18 protein-coding genes are annotated in these 23,718 nt (G+C 70.7%); 13 read left to right on the top strand and 5 right to left on the bottom strand.

The annotated features are described in order from the left end of the window. Positions 1–478: 478 nt before the first annotated feature. From AB0I53_RS32200 to AB0I53_RS32170, 7 genes are all read left to right on the top strand, one after another. Entirely contained in the window at positions 479–4,198 is a 3,720-nt protein-coding gene (locus tag AB0I53_RS32200) for a nitrate reductase subunit alpha (RefSeq protein ID WP_358611413.1), read from the top strand. Next, a complete protein-coding gene (gene narH / locus AB0I53_RS32195) occupies positions 4,198–5,766 on the top strand; it encodes a nitrate reductase subunit beta (RefSeq protein ID WP_358611410.1) in 1,569 nt (522 codons plus the stop codon). The genes AB0I53_RS32200 and narH overlap by 1 nt, the downstream gene beginning before the upstream one ends. Beyond that, positions 5,763–6,380 (top strand): nitrate reductase molybdenum cofactor assembly chaperone, encoded by a 618-nt coding sequence (gene narJ, locus AB0I53_RS32190; RefSeq protein WP_358611407.1) that lies wholly within the window; start codon positions 5,763–5,765, stop codon positions 6,378–6,380. Before narH ends, narJ begins: the two co-directional genes overlap by 4 nt. Further along, positions 6,377–7,108, top strand: coding sequence for a respiratory nitrate reductase subunit gamma (narI, locus tag AB0I53_RS32185; protein WP_358611404.1), 732 nt, complete (start codon positions 6,377–6,379; stop codon positions 7,106–7,108). The genes narJ and narI overlap by 4 nt, the downstream gene beginning before the upstream one ends. Before the next feature lie 5 nt (positions 7,109–7,113). After that, complete coding sequence (locus tag AB0I53_RS32180; protein WP_358611402.1) at positions 7,114–8,046, top strand: tellurite resistance/C4-dicarboxylate transporter family protein; 933 nt, start codon at positions 7,114–7,116, stop codon at positions 8,044–8,046. A 140-nt stretch (positions 8,047–8,186) separates the two neighbouring features. Further along, on the top strand, positions 8,187–9,026 hold the full coding sequence (locus tag AB0I53_RS32175) for an endonuclease/exonuclease/phosphatase family protein (protein ID WP_358611399.1): 840 nt from the start codon (positions 8,187–8,189) through the stop codon (positions 9,024–9,026). Positions 9,027–9,109: 83 nt separating this feature from the next. Then, positions 9,110–9,370 carry a hypothetical protein gene (locus AB0I53_RS32170; RefSeq protein ID WP_358611396.1) on the top strand — a complete coding sequence of 87 codons (261 nt, stop codon included), beginning with the start codon at positions 9,110–9,112 and terminating at the stop codon, positions 9,368–9,370. On the opposite strand, the gene AB0I53_RS32165 is transcribed toward AB0I53_RS32170, so the two are convergent. Continuing rightward, a complete protein-coding gene (locus AB0I53_RS32165; protein ID WP_358611393.1) occupies positions 9,324–10,232 on the bottom strand; it encodes a LysR family transcriptional regulator in 909 nt (302 codons plus the stop codon). The genes AB0I53_RS32170 and AB0I53_RS32165 overlap by 47 nt on opposite strands. Before the next feature lie 82 nt (positions 10,233–10,314). On the opposite strand from AB0I53_RS32165, the gene AB0I53_RS32160 reads away from it, so the two are divergent. The 3 genes from AB0I53_RS32160 to AB0I53_RS32150 all read left to right on the top strand — a co-directional run bounded on the left by AB0I53_RS32160 (position 10,315) and on the right by AB0I53_RS32150 (position 13,569). Next, positions 10,315–11,259 (top strand): DMT family transporter, encoded by a 945-nt coding sequence (locus AB0I53_RS32160; protein WP_358611390.1) that lies wholly within the window; start codon positions 10,315–10,317, stop codon positions 11,257–11,259. 70 nt (positions 11,260–11,329) lie between these two features. Then, positions 11,330–12,217, top strand: a complete 888-nt coding sequence (locus tag AB0I53_RS32155; protein WP_358611387.1) for a MoxR family ATPase — start codon at positions 11,330–11,332, stop codon at positions 12,215–12,217. Next, positions 12,214–13,569: a VWA domain-containing protein gene (locus tag AB0I53_RS32150; protein WP_358611384.1), complete on the top strand. Its 1,356-nt coding sequence runs from the start codon at positions 12,214–12,216 to the stop codon at positions 13,567–13,569. The genes AB0I53_RS32155 and AB0I53_RS32150 overlap by 4 nt, the downstream gene beginning before the upstream one ends. 74 nt (positions 13,570–13,643) lie before the next feature. On the opposite strand, the gene AB0I53_RS32145 is transcribed toward AB0I53_RS32150, so the two are convergent. Further along, the gene (locus tag AB0I53_RS32145) at positions 13,644–14,444 is read right to left on the bottom strand and encodes an APH(3'') family aminoglycoside O-phosphotransferase (protein ID WP_358611381.1); all 801 of its coding nucleotides are present in this window, start codon (positions 14,442–14,444) and stop codon (positions 13,644–13,646) included. 111 nt (positions 14,445–14,555) lie between these two features. On the opposite strand from AB0I53_RS32145, the gene AB0I53_RS32140 reads away from it, so the two are divergent. Next, the gene (locus AB0I53_RS32140; protein WP_358611378.1) at positions 14,556–19,292 is read left to right on the top strand and encodes a CHAT domain-containing protein; all 4,737 of its coding nucleotides are present in this window, start codon (positions 14,556–14,558) and stop codon (positions 19,290–19,292) included. A gap of 79 nt (positions 19,293–19,371) precedes the next feature. Next, complete coding sequence (locus AB0I53_RS32135; RefSeq protein WP_358611375.1) at positions 19,372–19,893, top strand: aminoglycoside adenylyltransferase domain-containing protein; 522 nt, start codon at positions 19,372–19,374, stop codon at positions 19,891–19,893. A gap of 43 nt (positions 19,894–19,936) precedes the next feature. On the opposite strand, the gene AB0I53_RS32130 is transcribed toward AB0I53_RS32135, so the two are convergent. The 3 genes from AB0I53_RS32130 to AB0I53_RS32120 all read right to left on the bottom strand — a co-directional run bounded on the left by AB0I53_RS32130 (position 19,937) and on the right by AB0I53_RS32120 (position 22,705). Continuing rightward, positions 19,937–20,386 (bottom strand): DUF3574 domain-containing protein, encoded by a 450-nt coding sequence (locus AB0I53_RS32130; RefSeq protein ID WP_358611372.1) that lies wholly within the window; start codon positions 20,384–20,386, stop codon positions 19,937–19,939. A gap of 73 nt (positions 20,387–20,459) precedes the next feature. Further along, the gene (locus tag AB0I53_RS32125; RefSeq protein ID WP_358611369.1) at positions 20,460–21,221 is read right to left on the bottom strand and encodes an alpha/beta hydrolase; all 762 of its coding nucleotides are present in this window, start codon (positions 21,219–21,221) and stop codon (positions 20,460–20,462) included. Between the two features lie 65 nt (positions 21,222–21,286). Then, the gene (locus AB0I53_RS32120) at positions 21,287–22,705 is read right to left on the bottom strand and encodes an amino acid permease (protein WP_358611366.1); all 1,419 of its coding nucleotides are present in this window, start codon (positions 22,703–22,705) and stop codon (positions 21,287–21,289) included. Positions 22,706–22,872: 167 nt separating this feature from the next. On the opposite strand from AB0I53_RS32120, the gene AB0I53_RS32115 reads away from it, so the two are divergent. Then, the gene (locus tag AB0I53_RS32115) at positions 22,873–23,574 is read left to right on the top strand and encodes a TetR/AcrR family transcriptional regulator (RefSeq protein WP_358611363.1); all 702 of its coding nucleotides are present in this window, start codon (positions 22,873–22,875) and stop codon (positions 23,572–23,574) included. The last annotated feature ends 144 nt before the right edge of the window (positions 23,575–23,718 follow it).

Below are 23,718 nucleotides of genomic sequence, written 5' to 3'. Positions count from 1 at the left end.
CGCCGACCGAGCCGCGCCGCGCAACCGCGCCCAGGGCACCGGCCGACCCGCGATCAGGCCCGCTCCGGACGGCTCGTCCGATTGATTGACGACTAATGGTGGTTCACTTGATCCGAATAGTGGATCACCTGTCCATCAAAAGGACATAAAGATGGCATCAGACCATTCGAGACTCCTTCAAGGATTCCCAAAACAACTTCAAAGTTTCTTGGTATATACCAAACAAAGATCACCCGATAGTACGAAATCGCTGTTCACCAAGCCATGATGAAATCCCAATTCACTGCCAAATTGGACAAAAGAAATCAGAGAACCACAGTCGCACAAATCGGTCAGCGAGAGTTTTTCGCAATTTAACCGATGTGAAGTTTCCCATACTTAATGCCGATGCGCGGCGGATAACTCGACCCTAAATTGTGATCGCGGAACAACGCGGCATTCGCCGCGACCTTTCTCCGCGAGACCGGGAGAAGTAACCATGTGCGCAGCACCGATCCGGGACGCCGAAGGAGCCCCCGGACGATTCCCCGAAGACCGGACGGAGGGCACCGCCGGTGACGCACTGCTGAGACTCAGCCGCCTGGTGTCCAAAGCGGACACCTCCGCGGACCTGCGCGCGGTGTACCGCAGCGGCGGCCGCGAGGGCGACGCCTTCTACCGCGACCGGTGGAGTCACGACAAGGTGGTGCCCTCCACGCACGGCGTGAACTGCACCGGCTCCTGCCGGTGGAACGTGTACGTCAAGGACGGCATCATCACCTGGGAGGCGCAGGACACCGACTACCCGAGCGTCGGCCCGGACCGGCCCGAGTACGAGCCACGCGGCTGCCCGCGCGGCGCCTCGTTCTCGTGGTACTCCTACTCCCCCACCCGCATCCGCTACCCGCACGCCCGCGGCGTGCTGGCGGAGATGTACCGCCAGGCCCGACGGGAAACCGGCGATCCGGTCGCCGCCTGGCGGTCCATAGTGGACGATCCGGAGCGGAGGTGGCGCTACCAGCGGGCGCGCGGCAAGGGCGGGCTGGTCCGCATCACCTGGGACGAGGCGGTCGAGATGATCGCCGCCGCGCATGTGCACACCATCGCCGCGCACGGCCCGGACCGCGTCGCCGGTTTCTCCCCGATCCCGGCTATGTCGATGGTCTCGCACGCGGTCGGCTCGCGGTTCATGGCGCTGATCGGCGCGCCGATGTTGTCGTTCTACGACTGGTACGCCGACCTGCCGGTCGCCTCGCCGCAGGTGTTCGGCGACCAGACCGACGTGCCCGAGTCGGCGGACTGGTGGGACGCCGCCTACCTCATGATGTGGGGCTCCAACGTGCCGGTGACCCGCACGCCGGACGCGCACTGGATGACCGAGGCGCGCTACCGGGGCCAGAAGGTCGTGGTCGTCTCGCCCGACTACGCCGACAACACCAAGTTCGCCGACGAATGGCTCGCGCCGCACCCCGGCACCGACGCGGCGCTGGCGGTGGCGATGGGCCACGTGGTGCTCAAGGAGTTCTTCGTCGACAACCCGACGCCGTTCTTCACCGACTACGTGCGGCGCTACACCGATCTGCCGTTCCTCGTCAGCCTCGTCGAGCGCGGCGGCGGACTCGTGCCGGGCAAATTCGTCACCGCCGCCGACCTCGGCGGCGAAGGCCGGCACGAGGAGTGGAAGACCGTCCTCCTCGACGACGCGACCGGCGAACCCGTGGTGCCCAACGGATCCATGGGATTCCGGTGGAACGACGACGAGAACGGGCGGTGGAACCTCGACCTCGGCGCCGTGACACCGCGGCTGAGCCTGCACGGCCACGGCGGCGAAGCGGTCGAGGTGATGATGCCCCGCTTCGACGCCCCGGACGGCACCGGCGCGGCCGTCACCCGCGGCGTCCCGGCGGCCCGGCTGCGCCCGGACGGCCCGCTGGTGACGACCGTGTTCGATCTGCTGCTCGCGCAGTACGGGGTCGGCCGAGAAGGCCTGCCCGGCAGCTGGCCGTCCGGCTACGACGACGCGGACGAGCCCGGCACGCCCGCCTGGCAGGAGCAGATCACCTCGGTGCCCGCCGCGCGGGCGGCGCGGATCGCCCGGGAGTTCGCCGACACCGCGATCCGCTCCAAGGGCCGGTGCATGATCCTCATGGGCGCGGGCACCAACCACTGGTTCCACTCCGACGAGGTGTACCGGACGTTCCTGACCCTGCTGCTGCTCACCGGCTGCCAGGGCCGCAACGGCGGCGGCTGGGCGCACTACGTCGGGCAGGAGAAGGTCCGGCCGCTGACCGGCTGGGCCACGCTGGCGTCCGCGGCGGACTGGCAGCGCCCGCCCCGCCAGATGATCGGCACCGCCTGGTTCTACCTGCACACCGGGCAGTGGCGCTACGACGGGCTCACCGCGGACGCGCTCGCCTGGCCCGGCGCGGCCGGGACGCTTTCCGGCGCGACGGCCGCCGACTGCCTCGCCCGCTCGGCGCGCGCGGGCTGGATGCCGTCCTATCCCACCTTCGACCGCAACCCGCTGGACCTCGCCGACGAGGCCGAGGCCGCCGGCCTCGAACCGGGCGAGCACGTCGTGCGGGAACTGCGGGAAGGCCGGCTCGGTTTCGCGGGGGAGGATCCGGACGCGCCGGGCAACTGGCCGCGCGTGCTGACGGTGTGGCGCTCCAACCTGCTGGGCTCGTCGGCCAAGGGCAACGAGTTCTTCCTCAAGCACCTGCTGGGCACCGACGCCTCGCCGCGCTCGACCGAGCCCGACCGGCCGCCCGCCGAGGTGCACCGCGCCGAGGCGGCCGAGGGCAAGCTCGATCTGCTGCTGTCGCTGGACTTCCGGATGACCAGCACCACGCTGTTCTCCGACGTCGTGCTGCCCGCCGCGACCTGGTACGAGAAGCACGACCTGTCCAGCACGGACATGCACCCGTACGTGCACTCGTTCAACGCGGCCGTCGACCCGCCGTGGCAGTGCCGCACCGACTTCGACGCGTTCCACGCCGTCGCCAAGAAGTTCAGCGAACTCGCCGCGCAGCACCTCGGCGTCCGGCGGGACGTGGTGGCGACCGCGCTCGGCCACGACACCCCGGGCGAAGCGGCGCAACCCGGTGGCGTGCTGCGCGACTGGCGCAACGGCGACGTCGACCCGGTTCCCGGCCGGACCATGCCGACGCTCACCGTCGTCGAGCGCGACTACCCCGCGGTGGCCGCGAAACTCGGCGCGGTCGGCCCGCTGCTGGACAAGCTCGGCACCACGACCAAGGGCTACACCGTCGAGGTCGGCCCGGAACTGGCGTGGCTGGCCGAGGCGAACGGGGTCGCGGTCGGCGGACCTGCCGCCGGCCGCCCGCTCCTGGACACCGACCGCCGCGCCGCCGACGCCATCCTCGCGCTGTCCGGCACCACCAACGGCCGGCTCGCCAACGAGGGATTCCGGGTGCTGGAGGACCGCGTCGGCCGCGACCTGACCCACATCTCGACCCACCACACCGGACACCGGGTGACCTTCGCCGACACCAGATCCCGGCCGGTGCCGGTGGTCACCAGCCCGGAGTGGTCCGGCGACGAGTCCGGCGGCCGGCGCTACTCGCCGTTCACCATCAACGTCGAACAACTCAAGCCCTGGCACACCCTCACCGGCCGCCAGCACTTCTTCCTGGACCACGACTGGATGGCCGAGCTCGGCGAGCAGCTGCCGCTGTACCGGCCGCCGCTGGACCTGCACCGGCTGGCCGGCGAACGCCGGCTCGGCCCGGACGGCACCGCCGAGGTGGTGGTGCGCTACCTGACGCCGCACTCGAAGTGGTCGATCCACAGCGAATACCAGGACAACCCGATCATGCTGACGCTCTCCCGCGGCGGACCGACGTTCTGGATGAGCCCGGCGGACGCCGCCGCCATCGGAGTCGCCGACAACGACTGGGTGGAGGCCGTCAACCGCAACGGCGTCGTGGTCGCCCGCGCGGTCGTGTCACACCGGATGCCCACCGGCACCGTGTTCATGTACCACGCGCAGGACCGGACGGTGAACGTGCCGAAGAGCGAGACCACCGGCCGGCGCGGCGGGATCCACAACTCCCTGACCCGCGTGCAGATCAAACCGACGCACCTCATCGGCGGCTACGCGCAGCAGTCCTTCGCGCTGAACTACCACGGGCCCACCGGCAACCAGCGCGACGAAGTCACCGTCATCCGCCGCCGCAACCAGGAGGTCGAGTACTGATGCGCGTCATGGCACAACTGTCCATGGTGATGAACCTGGACAAGTGCATCGGCTGCCACACCTGCTCGGTCACCTGCAAGCAGACCTGGACCAACCGGGGTGGCGTCGAATACGTCTGGTTCAACAACGTGGAAACCCGCCCCGGGCAAGGATATCCGCGCCGCTACGAGGACCAGCGGCAGTGGCGCGGCGGCTGGGAGCTAGACCGCCGCGGCCGGCTGAAGCTGCGCGGCGGCGGGCGGCTGCGCAAGCTCGCGACGCTGTTCGCCAACCCGGACCTGCCGGAGCTCGACGACTACTACCAGCCCTGGACCTACGACTACCGCATGCTGCTCGAGGCGCCGCTGGGCGACGACACCCCGGTGGCCCGCCCCAACTCGGCGATCACCGGACGCCCGGCGAACGTCCAATGGGGACCGAACTGGGAGGACTCGCTGGGCGGCACGCCCGAGCACGGCGAGTCGGATCCGGTGGTGGCGAAGCTGCGCACCGAGCTGGGCACCCGCATCCGGTTCGAGTTCGAGCAGTCGTTCATGTTCTACCTGCCGCGGATCTGCGAGCACTGCCTCAACCCGTCCTGCGTCGCCTCGTGCCCGTCGGGCGCGATGTACAAGCGGGCCGAGGACGGCATCGTGCTCGTCGACCAGGACCGCTGCCGCGGCTGGCGGATGTGCGTTTCCGGCTGCCCGTACAAGAAGGTCTACTTCAACCACAAGACGGGCAAGGCCGAGAAGTGCACCTTCTGCTATCCCAGGATCGAGGTCGGCCAGCCGACGATCTGCTCGGAGACCTGCGTCGGCCGCCTGCGCTACATCGGCGTGCTGCTCTACGACGCGGACCGGGTCGGCGAGGCGGCCGCGGTGACCGACGAGCACCAGCTCTACCCGGCGCAGCGCGACCTCTTCCTCGACCCGAACGACCCGGAGGTGGCGGCGGCGGCCGAGCGGGCGGGCATCCCGCACGACTGGGTCGAGGCGGCCCGGCGTTCGCCGGTCTACGACCTGATCTGCCGCTACCGCGTCGCGCTGCCGCTGCACCCGGAATACCGCACGATGCCGATGGTCTGGTACATCCCGCCGCTGTCGCCGGTGGTGGATGCCGTCGCCGAGACCGGGTTCGACGGCGAGGAGGCCGGGAACCTCTTCGGCGCCATCGACGCGCTGCGCATCCCGATCGAGTACCTGGCCGAGCTGTTCACCGCGGGCGACATCGGCCCGGTGCGCGATTCCCTGCGCAAGCTGGCGGCGATGCGTTCCTACATGCGTTCGGTGAACCTGGACGAGCCGCCGGACGAGGAGCCGGTGCGGGCGGCCGGGCTGGACACCGCGGAGCTGCGGTCGATGTACCGGCTGCTGGCCATCGCGAAGTACGACGACCGCTACGTCATCCCGACCGCGGGCATCGGCGACGCGCACGAGCTGGAGGCGCTGGCGACGACGTGCAGCCTGGACACCGACGGCGGCCCCGGTATGGGCGGCCTGCGCTCGGGCAGCACCGACCTCGTCGTGTGGAACGAGGGCGGACGCCCGGAGGGCATGTTCCCGACGCTGCGCGGGGAGAAGTCATGAGGCGCCGCCGCCTGGACGCCCGTTCGCGCGCGCTGGTGCGCCAGATCGCCGCGTGGTGCCTGCACTATCCCGACGCCGAGCTGGCGCGGCGGATGGGCCTGCTGCGGGAATGCCTCGGCGAAATCGCCGGAAGCGACCCGGCGAAACACCTGCACCGCACCCTTGAGCACCTCGCGGGAACACCGGCGCAGGAGGCCGAGCAGCACTACGTCGAGGTGTTCGACGTCAGTCCCCGCCGCGGCCTCTACCTGACCTGGTACGTGCACGGCGACACCCGGCTGCGCGGCGGCGCGCTGGCCGAGCTGGCGGGTGTCTACCGCACGCACGGCTACCGCGTCGCCGGCGGTGAACTGCCGGACTACCTGCCCGCGCTGCTGGAGTTCTCGACCGCCGAGCGGCGCGAAGGCGAGCGCCTGCTCGGCCGCTTCCGGCCGGCGATCGAGGTGCTGCACCGCAAGCTGGCCGAGCTCGACACGCCCTACGCTTCGGCCGTGCAAGCCGTGCTCGACGTCGTGCCGCAGCAGCGCGAACGCGCCGCCGTTCCAGCGCAGCCGCCGACCGAACAGGTCGGCCTGCAGCCCTTTTCACTCACCCTCCAGGAAGGTCGCCGATGACCAGCCCGATCGACGTGGTGTTGTGGGCCGTGCTGCCGTACGTCGTGATCGCCGTGTTCGTCGGCGGCACGGTGTGGCGGTACCGGTACGACAAGTTCGGCTGGACCACCCGGTCCAGCCAGCTGCACGAATCCCGCCTGCTGCGGATCGGCAGCCCGCTGTTCCACTATGGACTGCTGTTCGTCGTCGGCGGGCACGTGCTCGGCCTGGTGGTGCCGAAGTGGCTCACCGAGGTGTTCGGCGTGACGGAAGCGAACTACCACGTGGTGTCGCTGGGCATGGGCACCTTCGCGGGCTGCGCCGCGCTGGCCGGGCTGCTCGTCCTGCTGTGGCGGCGGCTGCGCAACCACGCGGTGCGCGGCGCGACCAGCCGCAGCGACCTGTTCACCTACACCGCGCTGACGGCCACGATCTGCCTCGGCCTGTGGACGACCGTCATCGACAACGGCGTCCGCGGCCCGTACGACTACCGCGAGACGATCGGGCCGTGGTTCCGCGGCATCTTCCTGCTGCAGCCGCACCCGGAGCTGATGGCGGACGCCCCGCTGGACTACCGGCTGCACGCGCTGCTCGGCCTCGCCTTGTTCGCGCTGTGGCCGTTCGGCCGGCTCGTGCACGCCTTCAGCGCGCCGGTGCAATACCTGTTCCGCCCCTACGTCGTCTACCGCAGCCGCAGCGGCGACCGCGTGGGCACCAGGCAGGCGCCGCGCGGCTGGCAGCGGCTGTAGCGCGGATGATCTGGCAGCGCGTGCCGCCCGAATCCGGCGCGGCGGTGATGGGTCTCGGGGTGATGTCGGTCGCCGGTCACCTGGCGGGTTTCCCCGTTCTCTCGGCGGTGCTGCTCGCGGTGGCCGCGGGGCTGTGGGGTGTGCTGGGCGTGGCGTTCCTGGCGCGGCTGGCCTTCGACAACGAGCGCTGGATGTCGGAGGCCGGTCGCCCCGGCGCGCTGACGTGCGTCGCCGGGACCGGTGTCCTCGGCCTCGCCCTGGTCCTGCACGGCTGGTCCACCGGCTGGATCTTCCTCGTGCTGACGACGCTGCTGTGGTTCGGGCTGATGCCCCTGGTGCTGCGCGGCCTGGCCACTCCGACCGTCGGGGTGAGCTTCCTGGTCTGCGTCGGCACGCAGTCGCTGGCGGTGCTGGCCGGTCAGCTGGCCGCCGACACGCGATCTCCGTTCCTGCTCGCGGTTTGCGCCACCTCCGCGGCGGTCGGCTTGGCACTCTACGTCCTGGTGCTCGTCCGGTTCGACTTCCGGCAGCTGACCCGCGGAGCAGGTGATCACTGGGTCGCCGGAGGCGCGCTCGCGATCAGCACCGTGGCCATCGCCAAGCTGGACTCCGCGGTGCAGGAGCTCGCCGCGCCGGGCGCGTTCGCCACCGCGGTGCGCGCGATCGGCATCGCGCTCTGGGCGATCACCATGTGCTGGTACGCGGTGCTGGCGGCGGCCGAGCTGCTCGCACCGCGGCTGCGCTACGACTTCCGCCGCTGGGCAACGGTTTTCCCGCTCGGCATGACCTGCACGGCGAGCTTCGGCACGGCGGCGGCGTCCGGCATGACGTGGATGGCCGACACGGCCCGGATCCTCCTGTGGCCGGCCCTGGCGGTCCTGTGCTTGACCGCCTGGGGCACCATCCACAACCTCGCAAGGCCGAAGCCCGGGCCGTGATCGGCAGCCGGTCGGACGCCTCGTGGTCGTGATGGCGATCGCGGCCACAGGAACGAAGCGCCCGGCCGTGATCGGCGTTTTCGCTCCGGCAAGGCGGAATCCATGACGGCGTCACCGGCGGCTCGTATGCTCCCGGGGTTGTGACCGCCTCTCGCCGGAGAAATGTCGTCATCGCCCTTGCCGCGGCGCTGATCTCGCTGCTGCCGCACACCGCGCAGGCCGCGCCCCACCACGGCATCGACGTCCTCGACTTCAACATCCACACAGGCATCGGCGCCGATGGGCGGCTCGTCCTGGCCCGCACCGCGGAGGTCATCGCCGGCGCGGACGTCGTCGGCCTGCAGGAGGTCGACGCGCACTGGTCGGCGCGCAGCGGCTACGCCGACCAGGTCGCGCAGCTGGCCCGGATGACCGGAATGCACGCGTTCTTCGCGCCCATCTACGACCTCGACCCGGAGCCCGGGCGCACCGAGCGCCGCCGGTACGGCGTCGCTCTGCTCAGCCGGTTCCCCATCATCCGCGCCGAGAACCACCAGATCACCCGGCTCTCCACGGTCGATCCCGAGCCGGTGCCGAAGCCGATGCCCGGCTTCGCCGAGGCCGTCCTCGCGACTCCCGGCGGGCCGACCCACGTCTACGTGACGCACCTCGACTACCGGCCCGATCCGGCCGTCCGGCAGACGCAGGTCGCCGAGACGATCCGCATCCTGGACCAGGATCCGCCGCGCGCCCGGCAACTCCTGCTCGGCGACTTCAACGCCGGGCCCCACGCGCCGGAGCTGGCTCCGCTGCTGGCGCGCATGCGGGACGGCTGGGCCGCCGCGAACGGGCCGGACGGCGGGCTGACGTTCCCCACCCAGGCTCCCGAGAACAGGATCGACTACGTGACCTTCGCCGGGCGGTTGCGCGCGATCCGCGCCGAGGTCCCCGACACGCAGGCTTCCGATCACCGGCCGGTGCTGGTGACTGTGGCCGGATAGGTCTTCCTACTCTTTCCGCCCGGCCGCGGCGTTGGCAGACTCGGCTCGCGAACGCCGACGACGTCGGGAGGGAGCTGGGGGCGATGTCCGACGTGCGTTTCGAACTCAACTACCGGGAACGCGCCACCCTGCGGGCAGTCGCCGCGGGCCGCGTCCAGATCATCTGCAGCTGCGAGCCGGATCTGTTCATCGACGGAGTGGCCTTCTGCGATCAGCCCACGGCGCACCGGCTCGTGCACCAGGGCCTGATGCGCCCGGCCGTGCCGGGCGAACCGGGCGAGCTGGTGGCCGCAGAACTCACCGGGCCGGGGATGGAGCAGCTTGGGATGGCTGTTCCGCGGTGAGCTCGTGGAGCAGTTCGACGGTGCGCTTGGCCGCCGGGTGCTCCGCGATCGACTTCTTCACCGCCGCGCTGATCCGCCGGACCGGCGCCGGTGACACCACGGGCACCGAGCGCAGCCCGCCGGGCAGGTTGCCGATGCCCAGCCGCGGGATCACCGTGATGCCGATGCCCGTTGCCACGAAAGGGATCGCGGTCTGGTAGTCGTGCGTCTCCACGACGAACCGCGGGGCGAACCCGGCTTCCGCGCAGGCCCCGAGGAGCACCTTGCGGCAGGCGCCCTGGACGACGTCGTTGTCCACCCAGCGCAGTTCGGCCAGATCCGCCAACGGCACCTCGGTCCGCTGGGCGAGCGGATCGTCGTCGCGGACGACCACGAGGTACGGGTCGTCGATGAGGCGGTGCACGTCGACCAGCGGGGAGTGCTCGCTGTCCGGATGTTCGACGAAGATGTCGATGTCGGGATCGGCCTCCAGGATGTCGGTCATCCGCAGGTCGAGCCGCAGTTCGGGGAACTCGGCGCGCAGTGCGGCCACGAGCGTCGGCAGCCAGGTCGAGCCGGCGGAACCGAAGTAGCCGATCGAGAGGCTGCCGACCCGGCCGGCGCGCAGATCGCCGACGACGCCTTCGACCCGGCTCAGTGCCGCGAACAGCGGTTCCGCCTCGGCCGCGAGCGTCCGGCCGGCCATGGTCGGCTCGATGCCCCGGCCGACCCGCTCGAACAGCCGCAGCCCGGTCTCGCGCTGCAGCGAGGCGAGTTGCTGGCTGACCGCCGATGGCGTGTAGCCGAGCGCCGTCGCGCTCGCGCGGATCGATCCCGTTGCGACAACCGCCCGCAGCACGCGGAGCCGAGGTACGTCGAGCATCCTCCAACTGTACAGGTGAGCTTAATCATTGTGCAGAACTAATCGCTTGTCCTTGTCAATTGGACTGGCGACGATAGCTGACGTGACCGGACAACTCCAGATCTCCGAATCCGCCCCGGCCGGGGCACAACGCGGCAAGGCGGCGGCCGCCGTCATCGTGACCGTGCTGCTGTGGGCATCGGCGTTCGTCGCCATTCGCGGCATCGGCGAAACCCTGTCCCCCGCGCCGATGGCGTTGATCCGGATCGCGGTCGCCGCAGCCGCGCTCACGATTCTCGTGCTGATCCGGCACCACGGCTCGGCCCCGGTCCCGCGCTCCCGCCGCACGCTGACGTTGATCGCGGTGTACGCAGTGCTGTGGCTCGCCGGATACACGGTCGTCCTCAACGCCGCCGAGCGGCACATCGACGCGGGAACCGCCGCGCTGCTGGTGAACATCGCGCCCCTGCTGATCGCCTTCGGCGCGGGGCTGTTCCTGGGCGAGGGCTATCCCAAGGCGCTCGTCGCCGGCTCCGTGGTGGCGCTGGGCGGGCTGTCGATCATCGCACTTGGTTCCTCCGGTGACCGGGACTGGCTCGGCGCGGCGCTCTGCGTGCTGGCCGCCGTCCTGTACGCGGCGGGAGTGCTCGTCCAGAAGGCCGCGCTTCGCGGGGTGGACGGCACGATCGCGATCTGGCTCGGTTGCCTCGTCGCCACCGCGGTGCTCCTGCCGTGGGCCCCGCAACTGATCACCGAACTCCAGGCGGCTCCGGCCGGCGCGATCCTCGCCTCCGTCTACTTGGGCCTGTTCCCGACGGCGATCGGCTTCACGACGTGGGCCTACGCCCTCCACCGGATGCCGGCGGGAAGGCTCAGCGCGGCGAGCTACGCGGTACCGGTGGTGTCGATCCTGCTGTCCTGGCTGTTGCTGGCAGAGGTCCCCACGGCCTACGGCCTGATCGGAGGCGCGATCTGCCTCATCGGAGTCGCGATCTCCCGCCGAACCAGCACTGGCCGCGCGAAGTCGGCCGACGCGTTGACAAAGTGAGTCTCTCTAAGCAAATCTTCAGCGCGGCGAGGCCTGGGCACGCCGGGCCGGGTGGACGGGAGTTTGCGGCATGACCGATGGCGGCGCAGCAGCGGCCGGGACCGGGTTCTTCTCGTCCGTGGACGACGTGTCCGCGAAGCTGGCCGAGGTCGGCTACCTCGCTTCGACCGCCGTCGCCACCACCGTTTTCCTGGCCGACCGGCTCGGCAAGCCACTGCTGGTCGAGGGCCCGGCCGGGGTCGGCAAGACCGAGCTCGCCAAGGCCGTCGCGCAGGTCGGCGGCGCTCGCCTGGTCCGGCTGCAATGCTACGAGGGCGTCGACGAGGCCCGCGCGCTCTACGAGTGGAACCACGCCAAGCAGCTGCTGCGGATCACCGCCGGTCGCGACGAGACCTGGGACGAGGCGCGCACCGACATCTTCAGCGAGGAGTTCCTGCTCGCCCGGCCGCTGCTGACCGCCATCCGGGGCGACGAGCCGACGGTGCTGCTGATCGACGAGACCGACAAGGCCGACGTCGAGGTGGAGGGGCTGCTGCTGGAGGTGCTCAGCGACTTCCAGGTGACGGTGCCCGAACTGGGCACGATCACCGCGGCGCGCCGCCCGTTCGTCGTGCTCACCTCCAACGCGACCCGCGAGCTTTCCGAGGCGCTGCGCCGCCGCTGCCTGTTCCTGCACATCGACTTCCCCGACGCCGAGCTGGAGCAGCGGATCGTCCGGCTGAAGGTGCCCGGGCTCGACGACGCGCTGGCCGACTCGCTGGTCGAGGTGGTCGGCGCGCTGCGCGGAATGGAACTGCGGAAGGCGCCGTCGGTCGCCGAGACCATCGACTGGGCCCGCACGCTGCTCGCCCTCGGCGCCGACAGCCTGGACGAGGCGATCGTCCGCGACAGCCTCGGCGTGATCCTCAAGCACCAGGACGACGTCCGCAAGGCCGCCGAAAAACTGACAGTGGCATGACCGAGCCGATCAACGGCCTCCCCGAGCGGCTGACCGGGTTCGCCCAGGCTCTGCGGTCCCACGGCATCCGCATCGGCCCGGGCGAAACCGTCGACGCCGCCGCCGCGCTGGACGTTCTCGGCCTGGCCGACCGGGAGCGCATCCGCGAGGGTCTCGCCGCGGCACTTCTGCGAACCGATCGGCAGCGCGCGGTGTTCGACGCGACTTTCGACCTCTACTTCCCGCTCGGCGTCGGCCGCCCCGGAGGCGCCGGGGACGAGCATGACCTGGAGCAGCGGCTGGTCGAGGCGCTCACCGCGAACGACCGGTCGGCGTTGACTCAGCTCGCCGGTGAGGCGGTGGACGCGCTCGGCCGGTTCGGCTCGGGCGACGGGCCGCAGGGCTGGTCCGCGCACCAGACGCTCGACCGGCTGCAGCCGCAGACGCTGCTGGCCCGCGTGCTCGCCGCGATGCGGGCCGGCGATGCCGCCGACTTCACCGACCGGCTCGACCGGGACGAAATCCGCCGCCGCATCGAGGACTTCCGCAACCGGGTGCGCACCGACGCCCGGCGCCGCTCGGCCGAACTGCGCGGCACGGAGCAGATCGCGAAGCACGCCATCGCGCCCAGCGCCGACCAGATCGACTTCCTCAACGCCGGGCGCGAGCAGCTCGCCGAGCTGCGCCGCGCGGTGCAGCCCTTGGCCCGCAAGCTCGCCACCCGGCTCGCGGCGCGCCGCCGGCAGGCCGCTCGCGGCCGGATCGACCTGCGCCGGACGCTGCGTCGTTCGCTGTCCACCGGCGGTGTGCCGCTGCGCCCCGCCTACCAGCGGCGCCGGCCCGCACGGCCGGAAATCGTGCTGCTGTGCGACGTTTCCGGCTCGGTGGCGGGCTTCGCGAACTTCACGATGCTGCTGGTCCAGGCGTTACACGACCAGTTCAGCAAAGTCCGGGTGTTCTCCTTCGTCAACCGCGCCGACGAGGTGACCGGCCTGATCACCGGCGGCTCGGCCGACCCGGTGGAGCTCGGCCGCCGCATCCTCACCGAGGCTGCGGTGACCGGCTGGCACGACAGCAGCGACTACGGCGCCGCGCTGGGCGAGTTCGCCGAACGCCACCTGGACGCGGTCGGCCCACGCACCTCGGTGCTGATCCTCGGCGACGCCCGCACCAACGGCTGGGATCCGAACCTGGCCGCGCTGGGGCAGATCGTCGACCGCGCGCGCCGGGTGTTCTGGCTCAACCCCGAGCAGACGAGCCGGTGGTCGACCGGCGACTCGGCGGCCCACGCCTACGCCGGGGTCGTCGAGATGCACCAGTGCCGCAACGCCCGGCGACTCAGCGAACTCGTCGCCCGCCTCCTACCGGTCTGAGCGGCTGTTCCACCAGGTGAGCGCCCGTGAGTGTTTTGGGGTGCCATAGCGCCCCAAAACACTCACGGGCAGGCTCAGCCCCAGGTGAGCGGATCCAGGTGCAGGTAGAACCGCTGCCGGTCGGCGTCGAGTTTGATCCCGTACCGGCGCGCGAAGGTCTCGTCCGCGACGGAAGCGCTGCTCTCGTCCGGCCACGTTTCGCGGGCGTTTGCCAGCAGCAGCGCGATGTCGGCGTACGGGTCGGCCGTGCCGAGCCGGCCGAGGTCAATGAATCCCGACACCTCAAGTGTGTCCGGGTCGAGGATGATGTTCGGCAGGCACAGGTCTCCGTGGCAGACGACGGACTCGGCGGCTTCCTGCTCGAGCCGCTCCGCCAGCTGCGGGGTCAAGCTCGCGAGCAGCGACACGGGCTCCGTTTCCTGCTGTTCCACCGGCAGGAACTCGGGATTGACCGCGCCGCGGGCGACGACGTCCTGCGCGATCGCGAACATCTTCGACAGGTCCCGGCTGAACGGGCAGGAGTCGGTGGGCAGCTCGTGCAGGCGTCGCACGGCATCCGAGATCGATTCCCAGGCTTGGGCGAGGGTTTCGGCCGGAACCGCATCCGCGGGCACGCCCGCCACCGCGGCGGTCACCAGGCACGCGCCCTCTTCGACGGCGCGCCAGTCGAGGACGCGAGGGCCGGGAATCCCGTTGGAGCAAAGCCATTCGGCCTTGTCCCGCTCCTGTTCGAGCTCGCCGGCCTGGTCGGCCGCGACGCACTTGGCATAGCGCGATCCGTCTGCGGAGCGGAAGGTGCCGGCACCCGACTCGCCGCCCAGGACGGGATGCCACTCGTGGTCGGCGGGAAGTGCGGCGCGCAACGATTCGGACATATACCCGACTTTATCGGGAACCGGAAAAGCGTCGTCGGGTGGTCGAATCCGGGCTGGAGTTCGATCGGGACGCGCTAGCTTGGTTCCGAGGCGCTGCACCAGGGAGCGACGATGACCGAGGTTCCGGCGGAACTCACCGAAGCGATTGCCGCACTGCGCGAAGAGCTGCAGCACGACCTGAGCGACGAGCAGCGCTACCACGCCGCCATCCAGCTGGTTGACCTGCTGTTGCAGCGCGACCAACTGGACGGCGCGGAACCGAACGAGGCGATCGCCATCGCCGACTGGCTGGCCAGTGCGTTCGACGCGGACTCTCCCGCCCGCATCCCGCCGCTCTACGACCTCTGCCTGGCGCACCTGCTGCGCGCGGCCCATCACGGCGAGGACGATCTGCGGGCCGCCGTGGGGTATTGGCGGCAGCTGCGGCAGCTGGTCACCGCGGATCATCCGGGGCGCGCCGAGATCTACGCCCGCAGCGCGCTGATCATCTCGGATGCGGTGGTCCGGCTGGCGGATCCGGCCGATTTCGCCGCGGCGATCGCGGATCTGGACATCGCCATCGACGAGCTCGCAGACCGCGACCTGCGGCGCGGTGCCGTGCTGACCCGCGCTCAGCTGTGGGCGGCGCGGTTCCGCACGCTGGGCGGCGATGAAGCCGATCACCGGCGGGCGGTCGCGACGTTCACCGAATCCCAGGTGTGGCCCGAAATCCAGGCCCGCGATGCCTGCCACCGCGAGCTCGCCTTGCTCATCCTGCTGAAGGACCTGCCGGCCGCCGAGCGCCGGACGGAGCTCACCGACGAACAGGTGCGGCAGCTGATCAACGGCCTGCCGAAGTCCGAACTCCTCGCCGTGCGAGGCCATCTCGACGCGCTCTCCGCCGAACTGATCGCGATGCCGGACGTCGCCGCCGCGCGGGTCGGCGTCGTGCTCGCGCAGGGAGCCGAAACCACACCGCACGACTGGGACGTCCTGGCCGCGGATCTGGGCACGCTGATCGAGCATTCCCCGGACGACGATCCCGGTCGACACCGCTCGGTCGTGCTCCGGGCCGCGTCGTCGTCGGACCCGCTACCGGCCGCGCCGGTAGCCAGGCTGGCCGAGCTCGACGAATCCATCGGCGCGCTGCGCCGGAAGGTGATCTCGGATCTCGACGGCGAATCCGTCACCGGCGACCTGCTCACGATCTCCGCCCTGCTGCTGGAACGCGCCGCCCTGACTGACGGCGACCCCGCCAAGACGATCGAAATCGCCACGAGCATGGCCGCGCTCCACGACGACGAGCCGGCCGGGCAGGTTCTCCCGCTCTACCAACTCGCCCTGGCGCACGCGATGCGCGGCGACCTGCGCCTCACGGTGGATCTCCTGCGCAGGCTGCGCCCGCTGCTGACCGTCGACGATCCGGGCTGCGCGGAGATCTTCGCGCGCAGCGGCGTGATCATCGCCAAGTTGGTGGCCGAATCGGACGAGCTGGACCACGTCGACGACGCGATCGCCGACCTGGACGCCGCGCTGGCCGGGCTCGGCGACGGCCAGCTCCGCCGCAACGCGTCGATGGCCCGCGCATCGATGCAGCTGACCCGGTTCACCACGCTCGGCGGCGGCGAAGACGACCGCCAGAACGCCATCGCCGCCTTTCAGGAAGCGCTGCAGCGGACCGATATCAGCACCGGCCTGCGCGACACCTGCCACACCGGGATCGCGTTCCTCTCGCTGCTGAAGAACGTGCCCGCCGAACACCGCCGGAAGCGACTCGGCGCGGATCGGATCGATGAACTCGTCGGCTACCTGGACGAAGCCGAACTCGCCACGGCCCGGCGGCACCTGGCGGCGGTGTCGGCGAACGCGTCGAATCCCGAACTCGCGGCGCTGCGGCTGCTCGTCTGGGCGGGACGCAGCAGCGAGCACCAGGACCTCGCCGGTGCGCTCGACGATCTGGTCACCGCCGCCGAAGATGCCTTGGATGCCGCGCTGACCAGCGCCGAACTGGACGCGGTCCACGCCATCAAGTCGGCCCTGGCGGGCGACGATGCCCCTCGGCTGATCAGCGCCGCGACAGCGGGCCTCCCACCCGAATCTCCGGTGCGCCTCCTGGCCACCATGCACCGGCTGTCCGTCGATGGCGTGGAGGGCTTGAGCCCCGAGGATCTGGCGGAGCTGATCAGTTGGCAGGAGCAACAGGTCAACGCGATGCCCGACGACGCCCCGGAACGCGCCGAGGAGCTGACCGCGCTGGCCACGGCGCTGGTGACCCAGTCCCGGCGCGACGGTGCGGATTCCGCCGACGCGATGGCCCGGAGCAGGGCGATCGCCGAGGAGGTGGTGCGGAAGTACCCGTCCGACAACATCGCCGCCGGGTTCAGCCACAGCCTGCTCGCCTTCGACAAGAAGGGCGAAATGGATCTCGATTCCGTGGAGGCGACGCTCGGCCACCTCCAGCGGGCCAGCGAGCTGCTGCCCGCCGAGCATGAGGCGTGGGGCGATTTCGGGCCCGCCCTGGGCGGCATGCTCTTCGTCCGCTTCGCGCTGACGGGCAACCGCGAGGACATCGAAGCCGCCGGCTACTACGCGCCGGACGGCAGCCCGCTCGCCAACCTGATCAACGACGTGCACAGCCGGGTCGCGGAGAGTTCCATCGGCGAACCCGACGTCGTGCTGCGCGACCTGCGGCCGGTGCTGGAGGGCCTCATGCCGGAGGAGCGCATCCGGATGACAGCCAGGATCACCGCCTCGGTGCGACTGCTCGGCATGCTTCCCTTCGACAACGGCATCATCTCGTCGCTGCGGCAAATGGACGCCCTGGCCGGCAGCATCGACGCGGCGTCGGACGCACTAGAACCCGAATCGAAGGCAAAGGTGGCCGATGTCGTCGCCTCGATCCGCAAGATCCAGCAGCGGATCGGCTTCACCGGGAAGCTCGACCTCGACGCCGCCCGCCAAGCGCTGGACGCGGCCCGGGAGATCCCGCGAACCCGCGCCGACCACGCCACCGAGAACATCGGGGCCGCGTGCCTGTGCATTAGTTTCGGCCTGGCTGCGGGAGATCTGCCGCTGGCTGACTACGGCTTGGACGTGCTCGCGGAACTCGTCGAAGGTTCGGTGGGCCCGGCGCACGACCGGCACCTGGCGATGCGGATGCTGGCGTTCGGGCGGCAGTCCCGCTTCGGGCGCGGAATGCCGTCGGACGCCGTTGGCCCCGCCATCGAGGGAATGGAGCGGATGGTGGCCGAGTTCCGCTCGGAATCCAGCGATTTCCTGGCCAACGACCTGGATCTGCTCGCGGTGAACTACCGGCGCCGCGACCATCCCGGCGACCGGGAACGGGCGCTCGAAACGAACCTGGAAGCACTGCGGGTGCGCGCTCGGGGCGTGCTGCTGCAGTCCAACCCCAGGCGCGCGATGCACGCCGCAGCGGATGCGGCCGGGCAAGCCGTGCGCACCGCGCGCCGGTGCCTGGAGGCAGAACAGCCGGAGTCCGCGGTCCGGGCGCTCGAACTGGGACGCGGCATGGTCCTGCACGCCGCCACCACTTCGGCGAGCATGCCGGAGTTGTTGCGCGACAACGGAAGTCCCGAGCTGGCGGATCGCTGGGAAGCCGAGGTCGACCGGCAACAGCCGTGGGACACCCATGCCGAGCGGACGGATCCGACCAAGAGCCCGCTGCCCAGCGACCTGCGCTACAAGGTGCTCCACGCGCTCGAAGACACCGACGCGGAAGGGAAACTGGTCTCGGCCACGGCGATATCCGACATCGCCGCCGAATTGCGAGCGCGGCGCACCCGGGCGTTGGTGTACCTGATCGACGACGAGGCCGTGCTGGTCACCGATCTCGGCACCATCCACCGGCTCCCCTGCCCTAAGCTTTCCGTGCACCACGACGCGGCCAGGCATTTCGACTTGCTGCAGCAAGAGCTCGCCAGCGTCGGCGCGGCGGTGCAGCAGCCGTGGCAGGCCGCGTTGGAGGCGGTGTGCAACTGGGCGTGGGACGCCGCGCTCGGCCCCGTCCTGGAGTGGCTCGACGATCCCGGCACGCCCCGAATCGTGTTGGTGCCGACCGGAAAGTTCACCGTCGTGCCGTGGCACGCGGCGCGCTACCGGACGCCGGGCGGCGAAGTCCGCTACGCCTGCCAGGACGTCGTCATCGCATACGCCGCCTCGGCGCGCCAGTTCGTGGAGGCCGCCCGCCGGCACCCCCGGCCCTGGCCGCGCAAACCGGTCCTGGTGCGCACGCCCGAACTGCACTGGACCCGCCACGAGCTCGGGCACATCCACGACGCCCACTACCCGGACGGCAGCTACCTCGGCCGGCCCGGCCCGCGCCGCCGGTCGGTGCCGACGCCGGAGGACGTCCTGGCCGCGCTGCCGGGCGCGTCGCTGCTGCACCTGAGCTGCCACGCCGATCAGGCCGAGATCCCGGTCGAATCCGCGCTCCGGCTCGGGGCCGGGCGGGCCCTGCCGGTGCGCGACATCCTGCGCCAGCACCACGAGAACGGCCCGCACGCCGCGCTCGTCGTGCTCGCCGCGTGCGCCAGCGACCTGACCATCCGCGCGCACGACGAGGTCCTGACGCTGGCCACCGCGTTCCTCGCCGCGGGCGCCAGCGGCGTGGTCGGCACCAAGTGGGAGATCGACGACCTGGCAACCGCGATGTTCATGATCGTGTTCCACCACCACCTGAACGCCGATCATTGCGATCCGGCGGCGGCCCTGCGCGCCGCGCAGCTCTGGATGCTCGACGACGATCGCCGCCCCATTCCCGGAGTTCCGGCGGAACTCGCCGAGCACTTCGCCGAAATCGACCCGGCGGCACCGATGCGCTGGGCGGCGTTCACCTACCACGGCCGCTAAAAGTCCACTATGGACCAAAATCTTGGCACCCGTGTCATGCCCGCGATCGCCGAACCTCTCGCAATGGCAGACCAAATGGATGCTTCAGCATGACGCCGAGAGCGCCGTCGCCCGCTACCTGACGGCTGCCGACCGGTTGCTCCCGGGGAAGATCACCGGTTTCTACGTCGTCGGCTCGGCGGCGCTGGGCGCGTGGCGGCCAGGTCGCCGCGACATCGACCTCATCGCAGTGGTGGACGGGGGCATCGGCGACCGGGAGGCGCGCCGGCTGCGCGGCCACTGGCGAGACCGGGCGGAGAAGTCCCTGTCCCGGAGACCGCCGAGCAAGCCGCTGGTCCCGGCCCACCGCGTGGCGGTCAACCGCGTCCTCGGCCCGCCACGCCTGCACTGCACGATCGCCACCGGCCAGGTGATCACGAAGGAGAGCGCCGCCGAGTACGCCCTCGACACCTTCGCGGCACGCTGGCATCCCCTCATCCGCACGGCCCTCGCCCATCGCACCGGCGAGCCCGAACCCGGCGACTCGCCGGAGCCCGGCGAACTTCCACGCATGGCCGGCGAGTTCATCCTCGAACTGATCGCCGACGCGAACCGCCCCTAGCCTCGACCGCGGCGAACGGTCTCGACGGCCCGGCGACCCCGACTCAGAAGTCGACGGCGGTGCGGTCGTCGACGCGCGCCACCGACTCCTGCGCGAAACGCTTCTTGTACTCCTCCCGGATGTCCTCGATCTTCGGGTCGTTGGCGTCGTACTCGGCGACCGGGTAGAGCAGGATCAGCTCGAAGGAGCGCTCCCGCTCGATCACGCCGTGCGCGTCGCGGTACTGCCCGTACCCGTCCTGCACGGTCAGCCCGACCGGGAACTGCGGCGTGACGACCTCGTCGACGAACGCGTGGAACTGCTCGTCCGACACCGGCTCGCCGCCGCCGGGCATGGCGGTGCCGAAGAACAGGCTGGTCTCCAGGTACGCCGCGCCGACGGCCCGCTCGGACGGCGCCTCGTCGCCGAGGGCGCCGTAGGCCACCGGGCCACCCACTCCGATGAGCCCGGCGGCCAGCACCGCGGCGGTCAGGCGAACAGGCGACTTGATCATCCGAGCTCTCCATCCACAGTGGATACACGTGTCCGCAGGAGGATATCGGCCCGGATGCGACGGCGCACCGCGGCTATTCGACCTCCACCAGGAAGGTCTCGATGCTGGTAGCGAGGGCGACCGGGGTCTCGTCGATCGCGTAGTGGCCGGCGTTGCGCAGGACGTCCAGCTCGCAGTTGGGGTACGACTGCTGGAACGTCGCGCGCATCGTCGACTCGCCGAGCGCCGGGTCGTGCTCGCCGACGATGACCTTGACCGGCAGCTCGCGCCCCTCGATCTCCGGGTGGAAGTCGGCCTTGGCCCACGACAGCAGGTAGTCGCCGAAGGCCCGCGGATCGGAGGTGTCCAGCGAGTGGCGCACCATCGCGTCCAGCCACACGCCGGTCAGCCGGTTGCCGGTGGTGAAGTCGATGATGGCCCGCCGGTTCCCGGCCTCGGCGGCGGCACCGGAGAACAGCGCCCAGCCCTGTTCGTCGAACGGAACACCGCTGGCGGGCACCGGCGAAACGCCCACCAGTGCGCGAACCCGATCGGGTGCATCCGCCAGGACGCGCTGCATGACCGCACCGCCCATCGAATGGCCGACCAGCGAGAACCGGTCGAAGCCAAGCTCGTCGGCAAGCTCGAGCACATCCCCGGCGGCCTCTTCGAGGGTGTGCGCGCCAGGCTCGCCGACCCGCGCGCCGTACCCGCGGTAGTCCGGGAAGACGTACCGGAAACGAGTGCCGTCCAGGTGCGGCTGCAACGGCCGCCAGGCACGTCCCGAACCGAACCAACCGTGCAGTGCGATGACCGGGTGTTCCCCGACGCCGACTTCCTCACGCCCAGCAGGCATTCCCACCTCCAACAAAGAAGTTCCGCGACCAGCATGGCGCACCGGTCAACCTCGGTCAGCCCTGTTCAGCTGGTGGGGTGGGATTTCCGGCGTTGACGGAGCGCTCCGGCGGTCACCGCGACGGCCGCCACCGCCAGGGTGAGGATCAGCGAGCGCCGGGTCGAGGGGTCGAACGCCAGCAGGGCGAACAGCGCCACCAGCGCGACGATCACGCCCCAGGACAGGTACGGGTAGCCCCACATGCGCACCTGGAGGTCGCGGCCTTCGCGCGCCGCCCTGGCGCGGCTGCGCAGCTGCGTCGCCGCGATGCACAGGTAGAGCAGGATGATCACCGAGCCGCTGGAGTCCACCAGGAAGTCGAAAACCGCTGCCGTGCTGACGAAGTAGTTCGCCCCGGCGGTGATCAGGCCGGCCAGCGCCACCAGCAGCACCGCCGGCATCGGCACGCCCGCCGAGTTCGAGCGCGCGAGCAGGCGCGGTGCGTCGCCGTTCCCGGCGAGCGCGAACATCATGCGCGACGCCGTGTAGATCCCGGAGTTCAGGCAGGACAGCACCGCCACCAGCACGACGAGGTCCATGATCAGCCCGGCGTGCGGGATGCCCAGCCGGTCGAGGACCGCGGAGTACGGGCTGTCGGTGATGCCGGCGTCGGTGTGCGGCAGCAGGGTGACGATCACGGCGACCGAGCCGATGTAGAAGACCAGGATGCGGACCACCGTGGAACGGATGGCCTTGCGCACCGCTTCCGCCGGGCGCTTCGCCTCGCCGGCGGCGATCGTGACGACCTCGGCCCCGTTGAACGCGAAGGTCACCACGAGCAGCGCAGGCAGCACCGCGTACCAGCCGTTCGGCGCGAATCCGCCCCGCTCGAACAGGTTCTGGCCGCCGGGCGGCTCGACGCCGGGCAGCAGCCCGGCGATGGCCAGCACGCCGAGCACCAGGAATCCGACGATCGCCACGACCTTGATCAGGGCGAACCAGAACTCCACCTCGCCGTAGGCGCGCACCGCGACCAGGTTCGAGGCGGTCAGCACGACCATGAACGCCACCGCCGCGACCCAGGCCGGGATCGCGGGCACGAGGCCGTGCAGCAGCCCGCCGCCGACCACGGCTTCGACGCCGACGGTGACGCACCACGCGTACGCGTAGAGCCAGCCGATGGCCAGGCCGCTCCAGCTGCCGAACTCGCGCGTGGCGTAGCTGGCGAACGAGCCGGTTCGCGGGGCCGCCACGGACAGTTCGGCGAGCATCCGCATGACCAGGATGACCAGCAGGCCCGACAGCACGTAGGCCACCAGCGAGGCGGGCCCGGCCTTGTTGACGACGCTGCCGGTGCCGACGAACAGCCCGGCGCCGATCACGCCGCCGATCGCGATCATGCTCATCTGCCGGTCGCCGAGGGCAGGCCGCAGGCCCGACGAGGATCCGGGATCCCCGTCGGCTAGCGGCCGGGCCCGCCGGAGGGAAGTCGCTTCATCGGTCATCCCGCCTCCAAAGCTCGTTCGATCGATCGATCGAGAGGTGCGTTGCACCGTAGTTCTCCCGAAATGCGGGGTCAAGAGGAGCGCAACGCGGGCGCACCGCCCCGGCGGCGGTACCGTGCACGTCGGGCTGATCGATCAATCGACCGAGGAATCCGGAGCACGACGAGATGAGCGCACAAGGCCGCGCGGGCGACGACACCCAGCGCCAGGTTTGGGAGGCGGCCGTCCGGCTGTTCGCCGCGCAGGGCTTCCACGGCACCGGCATCCGGGAGCTCGCCGAGGCCGCCAGGCTGTCCTCGGCGACCCTCTACCACTACATGGGCACCAAGGAAGACCTGCTCTTCTCCATCATGAAGGCGTCCCTGGACCGGCTGATCACCGCGGCCGAGCGGGTGTCGTCCGGCGCCGCGCAGCCGCAGGCGGTCATCGCCCGGCTCGTGCACGTCCACGTGCTCACGCACGCGCTGCACCGCGACGAGACGACCGTGGTGGACAACGAGATCGGCGTGCTCGGCCCCGAGCGCCGCGACACCATGGTGCAGATCCGCGACCGCTACGAGGACTTCTGGCGCAACGCGATCGCCGACGGCTGCCAGCGCGGCGTCTTCTCGGTCCCCGACGAGCGGTTCGCGCGGATGGCCGTGCTGGAGATGTGCTCGGGCGTGGCGAAGTGGTACTCGCCGTCCGGTGAGATGGACCTGGACGCGATCGGCGCGGCGCACGCGCGGCTGGCCCTGCAACTGCTGGGCGTCTCGGCGAAGCGCGCCGCCGCGACACCACTGCCGGATGCCGCCGAGATCCACGGCCTCATCGAGGAGATCTGGCAGATCCGCCTGCCATCGATGCGAGCCCGCGCGCCTCGCGACTGACCGAAGAGGGCTCTCCACGTGGCCCGGGTGGCGAAATCGCCACCCGGGACATCGGCCAGCGGCTTCTCATCCTCGACGACCAGGATTCGCACCCGTTCACCCTGCCACAACGCGGCGGCGGGGCGGGGCGGCGTGCACGACTGC

The sequence above is a fragment of the Saccharopolyspora sp. NPDC050389 genome (genome assembly GCF_040655595.1).
Classification (GTDB): Bacteria; Actinomycetota; Actinomycetes; order Mycobacteriales; family Pseudonocardiaceae; genus Saccharopolyspora.
The sequence above is the reverse complement of the archived record's forward strand: the minus strand, read 5'-3'. Positions and strand labels throughout refer to the sequence as shown.

What these genes read in the sequence shown, in the direction of transcription:
- AB0I53_RS32200 (WP_358611413.1), top strand. Translation starts at nt 479, where the DNA reads ATGTGCGCAGCACCGATCCGGGACGCCGAAGGAGCCCCCGGACGATTC.
- narJ (WP_358611407.1), top strand. Translation starts at nt 5,763, where the DNA reads ATGAGGCGCCGCCGCCTGGACGCCCGTTCGCGCGCGCTGGTGCGCCAG.
- AB0I53_RS32165 (WP_358611393.1), bottom strand. Translation starts at nt 10,232, where the DNA reads ATGCTCGACGTACCTCGGCTCCGCGTGCTGCGGGCGGTTGTCGCAACG.
- AB0I53_RS32140 (WP_358611378.1), top strand. Translation starts at nt 14,556, where the DNA reads ATGACCGAGGTTCCGGCGGAACTCACCGAAGCGATTGCCGCACTGCGC.
- AB0I53_RS32145 (WP_358611381.1), bottom strand. Translation starts at nt 14,444, where the DNA reads ATGTCCGAATCGTTGCGCGCCGCACTTCCCGCCGACCACGAGTGGCAT.
- narH (WP_358611410.1), top strand. Translation starts at nt 4,198, where the DNA reads ATGCGCGTCATGGCACAACTGTCCATGGTGATGAACCTGGACAAGTGC.
- AB0I53_RS32170 (WP_358611396.1), top strand. Translation starts at nt 9,110, where the DNA reads ATGTCCGACGTGCGTTTCGAACTCAACTACCGGGAACGCGCCACCCTG.
- AB0I53_RS32115 (WP_358611363.1), top strand. Translation starts at nt 22,873, where the DNA reads ATGAGCGCACAAGGCCGCGCGGGCGACGACACCCAGCGCCAGGTTTGG.
- AB0I53_RS32135 (WP_358611375.1), top strand. Translation starts at nt 19,372, where the DNA reads ATGCTTCAGCATGACGCCGAGAGCGCCGTCGCCCGCTACCTGACGGCT.
- narI (WP_358611404.1), top strand. Translation starts at nt 6,377, where the DNA reads ATGACCAGCCCGATCGACGTGGTGTTGTGGGCCGTGCTGCCGTACGTC.
- AB0I53_RS32120 (WP_358611366.1), bottom strand. Translation starts at nt 22,705, where the DNA reads ATGACCGATGAAGCGACTTCCCTCCGGCGGGCCCGGCCGCTAGCCGAC.
- AB0I53_RS32150 (WP_358611384.1), top strand. Translation starts at nt 12,214, where the DNA reads ATGACCGAGCCGATCAACGGCCTCCCCGAGCGGCTGACCGGGTTCGCC.
- AB0I53_RS32155 (WP_358611387.1), top strand. Translation starts at nt 11,330, where the DNA reads ATGACCGATGGCGGCGCAGCAGCGGCCGGGACCGGGTTCTTCTCGTCC.
- AB0I53_RS32130 (WP_358611372.1), bottom strand. Translation starts at nt 20,386, where the DNA reads ATGATCAAGTCGCCTGTTCGCCTGACCGCCGCGGTGCTGGCCGCCGGG.
- AB0I53_RS32125 (WP_358611369.1), bottom strand. Translation starts at nt 21,221, where the DNA reads ATGCCTGCTGGGCGTGAGGAAGTCGGCGTCGGGGAACACCCGGTCATC.
- AB0I53_RS32180 (WP_358611402.1), top strand. Translation starts at nt 7,114, where the DNA reads ATGATCTGGCAGCGCGTGCCGCCCGAATCCGGCGCGGCGGTGATGGGT.